The organism is Bradyrhizobium sp. C9, from assembly GCF_002532045.1.
GTDB lineage: Bacteria > Pseudomonadota > Alphaproteobacteria > Rhizobiales > Xanthobacteraceae > Bradyrhizobium.
This window is the reverse complement of sequence record NZ_NWTG01000014.1, coordinates 60,950-76,479: the sequence shown is the minus strand read 5'-3', so window position 1 is coordinate 76,479 and position 15,530 is coordinate 60,950. Positions and strand designations below refer to the sequence as shown.

12 protein-coding genes are annotated in these 15,530 nt (G+C 66.2%); 8 read left to right on the top strand and 4 right to left on the bottom strand.

What is annotated here, in order from left to right:
- Positions 1–301: 301 nt before the first annotated feature.
- The 3 genes from CO675_RS25235 to CO675_RS25225 form a co-directional block, all read right to left on the bottom strand.
- A complete protein-coding gene (locus tag CO675_RS25235; protein WP_097674545.1) occupies positions 302–2,092 on the bottom strand; it encodes a thioredoxin domain-containing protein in 1,791 nt (596 codons plus the stop codon).
- Between the two features lie 96 nt (positions 2,093–2,188).
- The gene (locus tag CO675_RS25230; RefSeq protein ID WP_097674544.1) at positions 2,189–2,653 is read right to left on the bottom strand and encodes a DoxX family protein; all 465 of its coding nucleotides are present in this window, start codon (positions 2,651–2,653) and stop codon (positions 2,189–2,191) included.
- Between the two features lie 133 nt (positions 2,654–2,786).
- Positions 2,787–3,518: a cytochrome c biogenesis CcdA family protein gene (locus CO675_RS25225; RefSeq protein ID WP_097674543.1), complete on the bottom strand. Its 732-nt coding sequence runs from the start codon at positions 3,516–3,518 to the stop codon at positions 2,787–2,789.
- 190 nt (positions 3,519–3,708) lie between these two features.
- Here CO675_RS25225 and CO675_RS25220 point away from each other — a divergent pair, with 190 nt between their 5' ends.
- Positions 3,709–5,754 (top strand): adenylate/guanylate cyclase domain-containing protein, encoded by a 2,046-nt coding sequence (locus tag CO675_RS25220; protein ID WP_158231301.1) that lies wholly within the window; start codon positions 3,709–3,711, stop codon positions 5,752–5,754.
- A 121-nt stretch (positions 5,755–5,875) separates the two neighbouring features.
- On the opposite strand, the gene CO675_RS25215 is transcribed toward CO675_RS25220, so the two are convergent.
- Positions 5,876–6,616, bottom strand: coding sequence for a FadR/GntR family transcriptional regulator (locus CO675_RS25215; RefSeq protein WP_245452912.1), 741 nt, complete (start codon positions 6,614–6,616; stop codon positions 5,876–5,878).
- A 161-nt stretch (positions 6,617–6,777) separates the two neighbouring features.
- Between CO675_RS25215 and CO675_RS25210 the strand changes: the two genes are divergently transcribed.
- The 7 genes from CO675_RS25210 to CO675_RS25180 all read left to right on the top strand — a co-directional run bounded on the left by CO675_RS25210 (position 6,778) and on the right by CO675_RS25180 (position 15,431).
- Complete coding sequence (locus CO675_RS25210; RefSeq protein ID WP_097674541.1) at positions 6,778–7,809, top strand: TRAP transporter substrate-binding protein; 1,032 nt, start codon at positions 6,778–6,780, stop codon at positions 7,807–7,809.
- Positions 7,810–7,816: 7 nt separating this feature from the next.
- Positions 7,817–9,673, top strand: coding sequence for a TRAP transporter large permease (locus tag CO675_RS25205; protein WP_097674540.1), 1,857 nt, complete (start codon positions 7,817–7,819; stop codon positions 9,671–9,673).
- 12 nt (positions 9,674–9,685) lie between these two features.
- The gene (locus CO675_RS25200; protein ID WP_097674539.1) at positions 9,686–10,669 is read left to right on the top strand and encodes an NAD(P)-dependent oxidoreductase; all 984 of its coding nucleotides are present in this window, start codon (positions 9,686–9,688) and stop codon (positions 10,667–10,669) included.
- A gap of 162 nt (positions 10,670–10,831) precedes the next feature.
- Complete coding sequence (locus CO675_RS25195) at positions 10,832–12,028, top strand: ABC transporter substrate-binding protein (RefSeq protein ID WP_097674538.1); 1,197 nt, start codon at positions 10,832–10,834, stop codon at positions 12,026–12,028.
- Between the two features lie 19 nt (positions 12,029–12,047).
- A complete protein-coding gene (locus CO675_RS25190) occupies positions 12,048–12,905 on the top strand; it encodes a branched-chain amino acid ABC transporter permease (RefSeq protein WP_097674537.1) in 858 nt (285 codons plus the stop codon).
- Complete coding sequence (locus tag CO675_RS25185; protein ID WP_097674536.1) at positions 12,905–14,704, top strand: branched-chain amino acid ABC transporter ATP-binding protein/permease; 1,800 nt, start codon at positions 12,905–12,907, stop codon at positions 14,702–14,704. Before CO675_RS25190 ends, CO675_RS25185 begins: the two co-directional genes overlap by 1 nt.
- Positions 14,685–15,431, top strand: coding sequence for an ABC transporter ATP-binding protein (locus CO675_RS25180; protein WP_097674535.1), 747 nt, complete (start codon positions 14,685–14,687; stop codon positions 15,429–15,431). The genes CO675_RS25185 and CO675_RS25180 overlap by 20 nt, the downstream gene beginning before the upstream one ends.
- Positions 15,432–15,530 lie beyond the last annotated feature (99 nt).

Sequence of the window (15,530 nt, the reverse complement as noted above, 5' to 3'; positions counted from 1 at the left end):
TTGAAAGCAAAAAAACATGGCGCCGTGAGCATCCTTCGATCGTTCGATCCCGGACCGCACAACGGATGGACATTCGGAGAACAATCAGATCGCAGGGGCGTCCGCGGTGCGGTGCTTCCCGCGATTTGAGTGCTCGTCCAAGATCAGCTACGGGGTAGCAGCCGATTTGGTTACAGCGTTTCAAAAGAAAATTTTGTTTGATCCGGGTCTGACGCCCGGTCCATATCAAACACCGTCGGCCAAAGAGTATTTCATTGCGTCGGGCTGATCGGATTGCTGCATCGCACAGTCTGCATTTTAGTCAGTTTTGCGCCGCGCGCGCCGGCTTCAGCTTCGCCATCTGCGCCACGTTCGCCTGCAATTCCTCGGCGCTGAACGCCGGGAACGAGCAGATGCGGTTGCTGCAGGCAAAGGCCGCCGGCTCGCCGAGGTCGGGGTAGTCGACGTCCGGGTTGGGCAGCTTGCCCTCGCGCAGGTCGAGCCATTCGAGCCGCTTATAGCGGGCGGGCAGGGCGCGGGCGATGGCATGCAGGCGTTGCGCGCGGGCGTCGTCCTTGTGTCCGACGATGGTGACATGCGTCGGCTCGGTGGCCAGCTCCTCATCGGCGAGCAGCACGCCGGGCATCGGCCGCGGCATCTCGCTCGAAGCCGCACCGAGATAGCGCATCGCGTGCGCGGCCAGTTCGTGCGTGCCGTCGCCGCCGACATAGCGATTGAGCATGTTCATGAAGCGCGCGACCTGGATCTGGTCGTCAATCAGCTTGGCAGGCTTGGCGAACACGCCGGCTTGGCCCTCCGACGTCTTCGAGGTGAAGAAGCCGCCGGCGTCGTCGCGGAACGTCGCTGTGAAGTCGCCGGCACGCACCGCCGACGTCAGCCAGTCGCGATTGCCAGTCGCGGCGTAGAGATCGAGCAGCGCCTGACCCATCGCGACGGTGTCGCCGAGGAACGGGCCGCCGCGATCCTTGTCGCCGTGGCGAAAGCCGCCGTCCGGCAGCGCGCGATTGGCGAGCACCCATTTGGCTGCGCGCTCGGCGATCTCCAGTGCCTTGGGATCGGCGCTCGCATCGTAATAGGCCACGAGGCCGGAGATCGTCCAGCCGTTCTCGCGCGCATAGAGGTTCTTGTCGATGCGAGGCAGGCCGAGCTTGCGGCGCGCTGCACCATCAAGCGCATAATAGGCGTGGCCGTCGACGTCGTGATTGAGATCGGCGTCCTGGCTGACATAGAAGGCGCCGTCGGGGCCCAGCAGGAAATCGGTGAGGTAGCGTTCGACATCGCGCGCGGCCGCGAGATATTTCGCCTCCTTCCACTGCGCATAGGCCTGGCTGTACTGTCGCAGATATTGCGACTGGAACGAGATGATCTTCTCGAAATGCGGATGGCTCCAGGAGCCGGCCTCCGAATACTGGAACACGCCGCCCCACACCGGATCGATCAGCGCGATCGCGGCATCGAGCGTCTGCCTTGCGCGCCTTGCTGCCGTCGCGTCGCCGGCTTCGGCGCGGCTGATCGCAAGATCGAGGCTGTCGGCATCGATGTATTTCTGGTTCTCGCCCCAGCCGCCGAGCTTGTCGTCGTAGGATTCGTCGAACGTCCTGGTCAGCTCGGTGCGTTGCGCCTTGCCGAGAAAGGCCGAGGTGGCGGGCTTGATCTCGAACGCCTCGCCGACCGACGGGCCCGGCGAGGGATCATCGATGATGGCCTTGAGCAGCGCCTGCATCCGCTCGGGCTCGACATAGCCTCTGATCTTGGCGATCTCGCTGCCGTCGGGCGCAAACACGATGGTCGCAGGCCAACCCCAGTCGCCATAGCGGCTCGAGAGGTCCGGATTGGCATCCTGGTCGACGCGGACCGGGAGATATTTCGCCGCAAGCAGCTCCTGCACCTTGGGGTCGGCGTAGGTGGTCTTCTCCATCACGTGGCACCAGTGGCACCACACCGCTTCGAGATCGAGGATGACGAAGCGCTGCTCGGTCGTGGCGCGCGCGAACAGATCGTGGCTCCAGCCGCTCCATGCCGGGGCGTCCGCCGCAAGTGAGGGCGACGCGCTCAACGCCATGAGAATTGCGATGCTGCGGACAAGTCTCATGGCGCGCTCCCGGAGGCGAAGGTTGCTTGAGCTACGGGGCCACCGGGATCGAGGCTCGCCATGTCACGGGATTGTGAGCCGGCCTTGCGGCTGCTCTCAGGTCGGCGCCTTCTGGCCCTCGGTCGCGTTGACCAGCAGGCGGTCCAGCGAGGCGGCGCCGGGACCTGCGATCGCAAGCCACATGAAGGCGGCGAAGTAGGTCGCTTCCTCGAACCCGAGCAGGGTCTCCAGCGAATCGACGTCGCCCCATTTCGCCGACTTGATCGCGACGATCATCACCACCGCGAGCATCGCGGCTGGGATGCGGGTGAACAGGCCGAGGATCAGCATCGCGCCGCCGAAGCATTCGACGCCGGACACGAAGGGCGTGAGGATGGTCGGGAAGGGAATGCCCCAGCCGACGAAGTTCTCGGTGACTTGGGCGAGGTTGGTGAGCTTGCCCCAGCCGGCCAGCATGAAGGTGTAGCCGACGATGATCCGCATGATCAGCGGCCCGGCCCAGGCAAAGTGCACGGCGATCCGCGCCGGCAGCAGAATCAGCAGGTTGACGATGAAATTCATGCGAAACCCTCCCAATATCCGCCACGCAGCCGGCGCCCGCATTCAGTGCCAACGCACGTCAATCGGCACGAGCCAAGAGCTACGGCAGCGTCTTGGTGGGAGTTTCGCCTGACATGGCCCGCTTGTTACGGGCCTAGCCGATATTTTGCAGCGCCGGGAAGGTTTCCAGCAGCCAGACGCTGACGCCGGACACCGCGCCGGTCAGGAAGCCGATGCCGGTGACCACCATCAGCACGCCCATCACGCGCTCGACGGTGTCGAGATGGCGCTTCATCCGCGCGAACACCGAGGAGAACTGCTCGACCAGAAAGGCGGCGAGCAGGAAGGGGATGCCGAGCCCGGCGGAATACACCGCGAGCAGGCCGGCGCCCTTGGTCACCGTGGCCTCCGCGGCCGCAATCGAGAGGATCGCGGCCAGGATCGGCCCGATGCAGGGCGTCCAGCCGAACGCGAACGCCAGCCCCATGACATAGGCGCCCCACAGCCCGACCGGCTTGGGCGCGGTCAGCCGTCCCTCGCGCATCAACAGGCCGATCCGGGTGATGCCGAGGAAGTGCAGGCCCATGATGATGATGACGATGCCGGCCAGGATCGAGAGCTCGGCCGACCAGGCGCGCACCAGCCCGCCGACGATCGAGGCGCTGGCGCCAAGCGCCACGAACACGGTCGAGAAGCCGAGCACGAACATCACCGCCGCGGTCATCACCGCGCGCTTGGAGGCCGCGGTGGCGCCGTCCTGATTCACCTGCTCGATGGTCGCACCGGTCAGGTAGATCAGATAGGGCGGCACCAGCGGCAGCACGCAGGGCGACAGGAAGCTGACTAGACCGGCGATCAGGGCGGCCGGGATCGTGACGTCGTGCATCAAGGAACCTTCGAAGATAGCTGTCTTGTCTTGGCGTGTACGCCGCCAACAATCCAGAAGTTTCGTCGCAGATGCATTCAACTATGGTCACAGGCCCGTGTCCGGAGGCTGCGCTGCGTCCCGGGCTGGCGAAACAATCGCGGATATGTTCCGTAATGCGGTAAAGCAACCGCTGATCCGGACCTCATCGATGCGCATCGGCATCCGCAGTGCGATCTCCGCCCTCGTCCTGACCTCGATCGTGGTCAGCGCCGTCGGCGTGCATCTGTTGTGGTGGCGCACCGCACAACGGGTGAGCCAGACGCTGGCCGACACCATCAACGACCAGATCGTCTCCGCGGTCGGCGACGAGCTGCAGTCGATCACGACCGAAGCGCGCTCGTCGATGACGGCGGTACGGACGCTGCTGACCGAGAAGGTGCTGGACGCCCGCGACGCGCGCAAGCGACAGTTCGTGTTCCTGTCGCAGCTGCAGTCGCAGCCGACCATCTCGTGGGTCGCGTTCGGCTGGCCGGACGGCTCGTTTTTTGGCGCCCACAAGCTCGGCGACGCCGGCGTCGAGATGCTGACCATCTCGCCCGACCGCAAGCTGCGCGCCGATCAATACGATTATGCCGGCATCGACATCAAGCCGAAGGGCAGCACGGTCGAGGACGGCAAATATCTTGTCACGGAGCAGCCCTGGTTTCGCGATGCGATCGCGGCCCGCGACCAGCAATGGTCGACGCTGACGACGCTGCCCCGCGGCGAGCGGCTGGCCGCGATGCTGGCGGTGCCGATCGACGTCGACGGTGAGCGCACCGGCGTGCTCGCCATCATCATCGAGCTGACCCGGGTGTCGAACTTCCTCTCGCAGCTCACGGTCGGCAAGTCAGCGGGCGCCTTCCTGCTCGATCGCGACGGCAGCGTGATCGCGTCTCCTGATGCTGACGCCGACGAGCTGAATGCGCTGAAGACCGATCACCCGTTGCTGCCGGTTGCGGTGGCCGCAGTCAGGCAGGCCGGCAAGGCCTACGATCCCGGCGAGGGCGAGGCGTTCCGCTCCCAGGTGACGCGGGACGGGCAGGCCTACCAGGCGGTGCTGACGCCGATCTCGTTCCCGGGCTGGTCGCTGGTGACGGTGGTGCCCGAGTCCGAATTCCTCGGCCCGGTGCGGATGACGATCCGCAACCTGCTGATCGGGCTCGCGGCGCTGATCGCGGCCGCCGGACTGTTGTCGGCCTGGCTGGCGCAGCGCCTGATCGCGGCGCCCCTGATCAAGGTGGTCGGCGAGATCAGGCATGTCGAGCGCTTCGACCTCGACAAGGTCGAACGGCATCCGTCGCGCCTTGCCGAGATCGAGAACCTGTCGGGGGCGATCGGCGACATGGCGCAGGGGCTCGCCGCGTTCCGCAAATACATTCCGGCCGATCTGGTGCGGCGGCTGGTCAGCGACGGCAATGGTGCGCGGCTCGGCGGCGCGGTGCGACCGATGAGCGTGATGTTCGTCGACCTCGCCGGCTTCACCGGCATGTCGGAACGGCTCGGCGACCGCATCATCCCCTTGCTGTCGCGCTATTTCGACATCGTCTCCGCGGCGATCCAGCAGGAAAACGGCACCATCGACAAGTTCATCGGCGACGCCGTGATGGCGTTCTGGGGCGCGCCTGCGGCCAATCTCGATCATGCCGCCGATTGCTGCCGGGCGGCGCTCGCCTGCCAGCGCGCGGTCGCACAGGCCGGCCTCGCCGACGACAAGGGAGAGCCGGTCAGGATCCGCATCGGCATCAATTCCGGCGACATGCTGGTCGGCAATATCGGCTCGGAGGTGCGGCTCAACTACACCGTGATCGGCGATGCCGTGAACATCGCAAGCCGCCTCGAGGGCACCAACAAGGTCTATGGATCGACCATCATCATCGGTTCGGAGACGCGGCGTCTGGCCGGCGATCGCATCGTCGTCCGTGAGCTCGACCGGCTCGCCGTCTACGGCCGCGCCGGCGGGCTGGAAATCTACGAGTTGATCGCAATGGCCGACGAGGGCGCGATCGCGCGCGACTGGATCGTGCCGTATGAGGCCGGGCTTGCGGCCTGGCGCGCCGGCGATTTCACCGCGGCGATCGCGGCGTTCGAGAACTCCTTGCAACTTCGCGGTACGGATGCGGCCTCGGCGCAGATGATCGCGCGATGCAGGCATCAGCTCGCCAACCCCAGCGATGAGGATTGGGACGGCACGACGGTGGCGCGATCGAAGTAGCGCGCTCGTGCAGCGGCGTGTGCAAGCCGCGGTGAGGTGCGGCTACATTCGGTGTCGTCCTGGCTTTCGCCAGGACGACGATGGGGAAGCAGTGAGCTCATCACGACCGCCGTCGCCAGCATCATCTTCGCTTGGCTGGACGTGTCGCCTCGAACTCGCGTCCCCGAATCCGCACCAGATCGTCGGCGGAGTGCGTCAGCAGCACCACCGTGGCCTCGCGCGCTGCCTCGGCATCTCCCGCGGCGATCGCGTCCAGCACCGCGCGGTGCTCGATCAGCGCGCGCGGCCGGTGCGAGCCGGGGGCTGCGATCGTGAAGCTCTGGCGCAGGGTGATCTCGAACATTTGCGCGATCGGCCAGAAGAACTCGTTGCGGGTCGCGAAATAGATCGCCTGATGGAACATGATATCGGCGGTGACGAAGTCCTCGTTGGTCTTGGCCGCGTCCATGCCGTCACAGCCGGCGCGGATGCGGGCGATGTCGTCAGCCTCGGCATGGCTCGCCGCCAGCGCCGCGGCGGCGGGCTCGACCGCGGAGCGCAGCTGGAACAGCTTGGCCAGATAGCGATCGATCTCCGCGGTTTCGAGGTGCCAGCGCAGCACGTCGGGATCGAGCTGATTCCACTGCTCGGGCGGCCGCACCCGCGTGCCGCTCTTCGGCCGCGACTCGATCAGCCCCTTGCCGGTCAGTGTCCGCATCGCCTCGCGCACCACGGTGCGGCTGACATCCATCATCTCGCAGATCTGCATTTCCGGCGGCAGCGTCTCGCCGACACCGATCTCGCCGCGCACGATGCTGCTGCCGACCCGGTCGGCGACCTGGCTGTGCACGCTCCGGCGCAACGCGTTGGAGGTCTGGAACATCGGAAGCCTCGCTGCGGTTGGTTGCCTGCACCGCCGTCGCGCGGCGCTCTTGCACAACCGAATTCGTTTTGTCATACATTATGACAAAACGGCTGCCAAGCTCACGCCAACAAGGCGGGCGGCTGAGACAACAAGATCCGTTCCTGGGGAGGAGCGCCATCATGATCCCGAAGCACGTGAACCGCCGCATCGTGTTGCGGTCGTCGGCCGCCGCTGCGGCGTGGCTTGCCGCGGCGCCCGCGATCATCGGTCGCGCGCAGGCTGCGACCATGAAGATGCGGTGCTCGTCGTCGCTTCCGAACGATCCCAAATACGCCAACGGCCGCGTCTATTACGACAACCTCGTCAAGAGCCTGAAGGCGAACGGGCTCGGCGAGCAGATCGAGGTCACCTTCTTCCCCGATAACCAACTCGGCCAGGAGATCGACGTCATCAACTCGGTGAAGCTCGGGGTGATCGACCTGATGGTCTCGGGCTCGTCGATCTCGGCGAACCTGGTGCCGCTGGTCGGCACGTTCGATCTCGGCTATCTCTTCACCAGCTATCAGCAGCAGACCAAGGCGTTCGATGCCGGCGCTGCGAAGCCGATCGAGGATGCGCTGCTCAAGGGCGGCAGTATCCATATCATCGCCTGGACCTACAATTTCGGCGCCCGCAGCGTGCTGGCGAAGAAGCCGGTGAAGACGCCGGAAGATCTCGCCGGCCTGAAGATCCGTACGCTGCCCAACCCGATCATCACCGAATGCCTGCGGCTCATGGGAGCCGCGGCGACGCCGCTGGCGTTCGGCGAGATCTACACGGCGCTGCAAGCCGGCGTGCTCGATGGCCTCGAGCACGATCCGCCGACCATCCTGGCCAGCAAGTTCTACGAGACGGCCAAGCACTACGCGCTGACCCAGCACATCTTCTCGCCGCTCGCGGTCTATTTCAGCGACACGACATTCAACCGCATGGCCCGGAAGCTGCGCGAAGGCTTCCTCGACGCCGCGAAGCAGGCTGCGACCGACACCCGCGCGCACGGACTTGCGGTGGAGAAGGAGGCGCTGGCGACACTGGTGGAGAAGGGAGTCACGGTCGTCGAGTGCGACAAGGAGGCGTTCCGCAAGCGCGTGCTGCCGCAGACCGACCATTTCATCAAGGCGCGGCCCGAGGCGAAAGCCGTCGTCGAGCTGATCCGCGCCACCCAGGCCTGAGGTCGGCATGTCAGTCGCCGCAGTCGCGACGAGAAGCAGTGCAGACCGGATCACGGCGCCGCTGCTCGCCATCAGTGACGCGATCGCCGCGGCCCTGCTCGCGGCCGATCTCGTGGTGGTCTGCGTCTCGGTGCTGGCCCGCTTCCTGTTCAATGCGCCGGTCGAATGGTCGGACGACGTCGCCCGCGGGCTGATGGTCGGGTCGAGCTTCTTCGGCGCGGCGAGCGCGCTCGCGCGCAGCGAGAATCTCGGCGTCGCCTTCTTCGTCGACATGCTGCCGCCGGGTGTGCGGCGCGTGGTCGACGCGGTCGGCACGCTGCTCGTCACCATCATCTCCGGCTATGTCGCGTTCAACGCCGTCAAGATGGGCTGGTTGACCACCGGCCAGACCTCAGGCTCCGGCCTGCCGCTGGAATGGACGTTCTATCCGATGGGCGTCGGCGCGGCGTTCATGACGGTCTTCGCGTTCGAGACGTTCTGTGGCCGGCCGCTGCGCGACATGATGGCCGGCATCGTCGCGACCGCAATCATCGCCGGCGTCTATCTGGCCTGGGATGCGCTGGCGCCATCGTCGGTGCCGTCGTCGCAGGCGTTGATGCTGATCGGCTTCTTCCTCACGCTGTTCGGCGGACTCCCGATCGGCTTTGCGCTGGCGCTGGCGGCGCTGATCTTCATCTGGGTGGAAGGCACGCTGCCCGGCGTCATCTTCGCCCAGCAGATGGCGCGCGGCATCGACAATTTCGTGCTGCTGGCGATCCCGTTCTTCATCCTGGTCGGCTATCTGATGGAAGCCAACGGCATGTCGGTCAGGCTGATCGAGCTGTTGCAGCGCGCGGTCGGGCGGATGCGCGGCGGGCTCAACGTCGTGATGGTGATGTCGATGGTGCTGTTCTCCGGCATCTCGGGCTCGAAGATGGCCGACGTCGCCGCGGTCGGTTCGGTGCTGATCCCGGCGGCGCGGCGCTCGCGGCAGAACCCGGGCGGCGCGGTGGCGCTGCTCGCCGCTTCCGCCGTGATGGCGGAAACCATTCCGCCTTGCATCAACCTGATTATCCTCGGTTTCGTCGCCAATCTGTCGATCGGCGGCCTGTTCGTCGCCGGCATGCTTCCGGCCGCGCTGATGGCGCTGGCACTGATCGCGGTATCGATCGTGTTCGGCAAGCGTCCCGCCGCGACTGAGGAAGCCGAGCCGCGTGCCGCAGTTTCCGGCCTGTGGACCGGCGCGACTGCCTCGTTCGGGCTGATCTTCATGATCTTCTTCGGCTTCAAGAGCGGTTTTGCCACCGCAACCGAGATCTCGGCGTTTGCCGCGGTCTACGCCATCGCTGTCGGCAGCCTGTTGTTCCGCGAACTCGGCGCCAAGAGCCTCGCGCATTGCTTCGTGCAATCGGCGGTTCGTTCGGGCCTGGTGCTGTTCATCGTCGCGGCGGCGCAGTCACTCGCCTTCATCCTGACGCTGCAGCAAGTGCCGCACGCCGTCGGCGAGCTCATGCTGGCGATCTCGGGCAGCCACGGCGTCTGGCTGTTCATGCTGCTGTCGATCCTGGTGCTGGTGGTGATGGGCTCGGTGCTGGAAGGCGCCGCGGCGCTGATCATCTTCGGGCCGCTGCTGCTGCCGGTTGCGGTCAAGCTCGGCATCGATCCCCTGCATTTCGGCGTCGTGCTCGTCATCGCAATGGGGCTCGGGCTGTTTGCGCCACCCCTTGGTCTTGGCCTCTACGGCGCCTGCCTGATCGGCAATGTGCCGATCGAGCAGACCATCAAGCCGATAGCAGGCTATCTCGGCCTGCTGTTGCTGTGCCTGCTGGTGATCGCCTTCGTTCCCGCCATCAGCACGGCCTTGCCGCATGCACTCGGCTACTAGGGGATTCGAAACGTGAAGGTCCTGCTCGCCCATACCCCGCAGATGCGCCGCGACTATTACGGCGAGCGCAGCCTGAACGATCTGCGCGCGGTCGCCGACGTCAGGCTGCATCAGGGCGACGAGGCGCTCGACGCGGCGGCGCTGGTCGCAGCCGCGGCTGATGTCGACATCATCGTCGCCGATCGCATGACGCCGGGGCCTAGCGAAATATTTCCGCGGCTGCCAAGGCTGCGCGCCTTCGTGCGCTGTGCGGTCGATATCCGCAACATCGACGTGGCGGCGGCGTCGGTTGCCGGCGTGCTGGTGACGCAGGCGAGCGCCGGCTTCGTCCAGTCGGTCGCCGAGCTCGCGCTCGGCTTCATGGTGGATTTATCACGCGGCCTCTCGCGCGCCACCGCCGACTATCATGCGGGCAGGGCGCCCGAGGTTGCGATGGGCCGCCAGCTCGCGGGCAGCACGATCGGAATCATCGGCTTTGGCAGCATCGGACGCTATCTGGCCGGCCTTGCCAAGGCGCTGGGCATGAGCGTGCTGGTCGCCGATCCCTTCGCGACGCCGGATGATGCCGCGATCCAACATGTTTCGCTCGACGATCTCCTGGCGCGTGCCGACTACGTCGTCTGCCTCGCGATCGCCAATGCGGAGACCGAGAACCTGATCGGGCAGGCTGCGCTGGCGCGCATGCAGACGCACGCGTTCTTCATCAACCTGTCGCGCGGCAACCTCGTCGATGAGGCGGCGCTGGCGGCCGCGCTGCGCGAGGGCCGCATCGCGGGCGCGGCAATGGATGTCGGCCGCGCGCCGGACCAGATGCCGACGCCGGAACTCGCGAAGCTGCACAATGTCATCGCAACCCCGCATGTCGGGGGCCTGACGCCGCAAGCGATCGAGCATCAGTCGTCGGAGACCGTGCGCCAGGTTGCGAAGATCGTCGCCGGAGAGATCCCGGTTGGCGCTGTCAATGCCGGGCACTGGACGCGGCGAGCGCGGCCATGAAAGTTCGGCTGATCCCAATGCCGCGGAAGGGCTGGACAAGACCTTCGCATCCAGCTCAAACTTGAGCCTGTCAAACCGCGGCCCCAGAGCGTGCGGAAAATCAATCAACGGACGTCCCGCAGCAAACGACGGGCGCCGAGAGGGAAACAGGGAGTGCATCACATGGCCATTTCACGCCGTGACGTCTTATTGGGCAGCGCCGGCGTACTCGGCGCCGCATCATTCTCCTTCCCGGCACCTGCGATCGCACAATCGGAACCAATCAAGATCGGCTGTCTCGCGGCGATTACCGGGCCGAGCTCGGCACCGACGGTCGGATTCAACCGCGGCGTCAACTTCGCGGTCGATGCCATCAACGGCGCGGGCGGGGTGAAGGGCCGCAAGATCGAGCTTGTGATGCGCGACACCCAGGGCGATCCGACCAAGGCGGTGAACGCCACGCAGGAGCTGATCAGCCAGGCCAAGGTTCACGCGATCTGGGGCCCGTTGAATTCGGGCGAGGCGCTGGCGACCACGCCGATCATGGCGCGCGCCAAGATGCCTGACCTGCATCCTTGCGTCGTTGAGACCCTGATCGATCCGGTCAAGTTCCCCAACGCATTCCGCATCGCGCCGTCGAACAATCAGTGGGACGACGCCGTGCGCAACTATTGCCTCAAGATCCTCAAGGTGAAGAAGGTCGCGGTGATCGGCGACACCACCGGCTACGGCGTCACCGCAGTGGGTGCGTCGGTCGCGGCGTTCAAGAAGGACGGCGCCGAAGTGGTCTATCAGGCCAATATCGACGCCACGCAGCCCGACATGACGCCGGACATGCTGCGCGCCAAGAACGCCGGCGCCGAGGCGATCGTGGTGTGGAGCGTCTCGACCGGCATGGAGGCGCGCATGTTCAACACCCGCGCCGCGATGAACTGGGACGTCCCCTTCGTAGGCCACCCCTCGATGGCGTCGGGCGAGCTCGCGAGCCTCGTTGCCAAGCCGGAGAACTGGAAGAAGGTCTATGCGATCGGCTACAAGAGCTGCAGCTATGACAGCGCCGGCAAGCTGCCGCCGAAGAGCGAGGACCTGGTCGCGCGCCTGACCAAGGCCAACATCGCGCTGAACGATACGCTGCTGTGGTGGGTTGCTGGCGGCATCGATTGCATCGAGCTGATCGCCAAGGCGGTTGCGGAAAGCGGCTCGACCGACAGCGCCGGCATCATCAAATACTGGAATTCGCTGTCGACCTATCCCGGCTATTTCGGCAACTACCGTTTCTCGCCGACCGAGCATAACGGTTATCTGACCGAAGAGATCGTGATGTCGGAATCCTCGACCGCCAGGAACGGCACCTTCGCGCTGGCGCCGGGATACACATAGCAGGGCGAGGGCGCAGCCGATGCTGGCCTCTATCCTTGCATCCGGTCTCGCGGCGGGCGCGATCTACGCGCTGGTCGGCGTCACCTACAACACGATGTTCTCGACCTCGCGGGTGATGAGCTTCACCGCCGGCCAGCTTGCGATGCTGGGCGGCGTGTTCGGCTCGATGTTCACGCTGAAGCTCGGCCTGCCGGTCGCCGTAGGCTTCGTGCTGACGCTGCTGTGTTGCGCGGTGATCGGGATCATCACCGAATTCGTCGCGGTGCGGCCGGTGCTCAAGAGCCTCGACCAGCATCTCTACGTGCTCTCGACCCTGGCGGTCGCGCTGATGATCCAGCAGGTCACCGCGATCAAATGGGGCACCGAGCCGCAGCCGTTCCCGCGCATCGCAGGATTCGGCGAGGGCGTTTGGGACGAGAAATTCTGGCTGCCGGTTGCTGCCTGCGCGATCACCATCATCGGCCTTGAATATCTCTATCGGCGTACGCTGGTCGGCCGCGCATTCCTCGCCATCGCTGAGGACAATTTCGCGGCGCGGGCGCTCGGCCTGCCGGAGCGCAATCTGCGGGTCGCAAGCTACGCGCTTGCCGGTGTGGTCGGCGGCATCGCCGGATTCTCCGGCGGGCAGTTGCTGCTCGCCTTCTTCGCCAATGGCGCGCTGCTCAATTTCTATGGCTTCGTGCCGGTGGCGCTCGGCGGGCTCGGCAACAACAGGGGTGCGATCATCGGTGGGCTGGCGCTCGGCCTGTTCCAGCAGGCGGCGAACTTCCTGGTGGGCGGCATCTTCTCCTCGGTCGCGGTGTTCACGCTGTTCATCGTGGTGCTGCTCGCCGCGCCGCAAGGCTTGTTCGGCGCCTTGACCGCGCGGAGGGTGTGATGACCTCGGTCGCAGCTGCTCCGCCCCGAACCGACAGCGGCGCATGGCGGGCGGCGCTCTCGCACATCTTGCCGTTCCTCGGCATCCTCGTGCTGGCGATGCTGCTGCCCTTCGTCAGCAACGACTATTGGGTGCTGATCGGCACCCGCGCCGCGATCTACTGGGTGTTGGTATCGGGCCTCAATCTGGTGGTCGGCTTCGCCGGCCACCTTGCGATCGGCTATGTTGCGCTGCTGACGCTCGGCGCCTACACGACCAGCGTGCTGGTCGCCGGCAACGTGATGCCGGCGATTCCGGTGTTTGCCGCCTTGCCGATCGCAGGCCTGATCGGCGCGATCTTCGGCGTGATCGTCGGCCTGCCGGCCTTGCGCCTGCGCACCTTCTATTTCGCGATGTCGACACTCGGTTTTGCGACCATCGTGACCCAGATCGCGCTGGCCTGGCAGAGCGTAACCGGCGGCGGCATCGGCATTTCCGGTCCGGAATTCCCGGCACCGTTCAACACGCCATGGGGCTTCTATGGCCTCTGCATCGCGTTCGCCGCATTCACCACTTGGATGAGCGCCAACGTCGCGCGCAGCCGCTTCGGCCGCGCCTTGATCGCGGTGCGCGACGCCGAGGTCGCCGCCGAAGCGAGCGGCATCTCCAAGCCGAACATGCTGATCGCGATCTTCCTGTTCGCCGGCGCGCTGGCGGCGATCGCCGGCGGATTGTTCGCGACCTTGCAGACGTACATCACGCCCGATGCCTTCACCTTCGATCTCTCGGTGCTGTTCTTCATCGCGATCCTGATCGGCGGCCGCGGTTCGATTCTCGGGCCGATGCTCGGCACCATCATTCTGACCATCCTGCCCGAAATCGCCGCGCCGCTCGCGGCGTGGTCGACCTTCCTCTACGCGGTGTTGCTGCTCTTGATCGTGCTGGTGATGCCCGGCGGCATCGCGGCGCTGCTCGACTTCCGCAACCGCCGTCCGCTCGCCAGCAACCGCGCCATCGTGCCACGTCCGGCCGCGCTCGCCGACATCGTGCGCCGGCGCGACGGCGGCAAGCCGCTGCAGTTGCGCGGCATCGCGCTGAGCTTCGGCAATGTGAAGGCGATCGATGGCCTCGACCTCGATGTCGCGCCCGGCCAGATCCACGGCCTGATCGGGCCGAACGGCAGCGGCAAGACCACCACGCTGAACGTGATCTCGGGCTACTACGCGGCGAAGGCCGGCACCATGACGCTCGGCGACGCGCTGTTGCCCGCGGGCCAGCCGGTCAGGCGCGCGGCCAACGGCATCGCGCGCACCTTCCAGACGCCGCGCGTGATCGGCGAAGCCTCGGTGCTGGAGAACGTCATGATCGGCGGCTCGATCGAGGGCAGGGCCAATTTCGTCGAGGCGATGCTGGCACTGCCGCGCAATGCCGCGGACGAGCGGATGCTCGCCGCGAAGGCACGGGCGCTGCTCGGCATCGTCGGCCTCGAGGCGCTGGCGGACGTCCGCGCCGACCGCCTTCAGCACAGCGAGCTGCGCTTCATCGAGATCGCACGCGCGCTGATGCTCGATCCGGATTTCCTGCTGCTGGACGAGCCCGCGGCGGGCCTCTCCAATGACGAGATCGAGCGGCTCGCCAGCCTGATCAAGGCGGTCTGCGGCCGCGGCACCGGTGTGCTGCTGGTCGAGCATCATGCCGACCTGATCTTCGACATCTGCCACCAGGTCACCGTGCTCAATCTCGGCCGCATCCTGGCGGCGGGAACGCCGGCGGAGATCCGCGTCCACAAGGAGGTCGTCAGTGCTTACCTCGGCGGCTGAACCGCTGCTTGACGTGCGCGCGCTGGAGTCCGGCTACGGCAAGATCCGTGTGCTGCACGGCATCGACATGACGATCGCCGCCGGCGAGGTCGTCGCATTGCTCGGTCCGAACGGCGCTGGCAAGACCACGCTGCTGCGCGCGATGTCGGGTCTGTTGCCCGTCAATGCCGGGCAGGTCCGGTTCGGCGGTCGCGACATGACCAACGCCACGCCGCGCGAGGCCGCACGCGCCGGACTCGTGCACGTCATCGAGGGCCACCGCGTGTTCACGCAGATCTCGGTCACCGACAATCTGCTGCTCGCCGGCTACGACCTGCCGCGCGCGGAGCGCGCCGGGCGCATCGAGGAGGCGCTGTCATTCTTCCCCGAGATCGCCGAGAAGCGGCATGAGCGCGGCGGCGCACTCTCGGGCGGGCAGCAGCAGATGCTGACGGTGGCGCAGGGCCTGGTCCGCCGGCCGCGGCTGTTGATGCTCGACGAGCCCTCCGCGGGACTGTCGCCGGTGCTGGTCGATCGCGTCCTCAACGTCATCGGCCGGCTGCGCGAGCAGGGCACCTCCGTGCTGTTGGTCGAGCAGCTGCTGGAGAAGGCGCTGGCCTGTGCCGATCGGGTCTACGCGCTGGTGCAGGGGACGGTCGCGCTGGAGGCCGTGACCGGCGAGAGCGACCTCGCGCACCGGCTCGAGCGCGCCTATTTCGGCCATGAAAGCCACGCGTTGGGGGCCTGAGGCGGCCTTTCCCCGCACGCTCAAAACTCGGGCTTGGCGCGTTATGCCGTTTCTGGCTTGATTGCCCGGTGGGGCTGGTCTTGTTAAGCTGCACCGGAA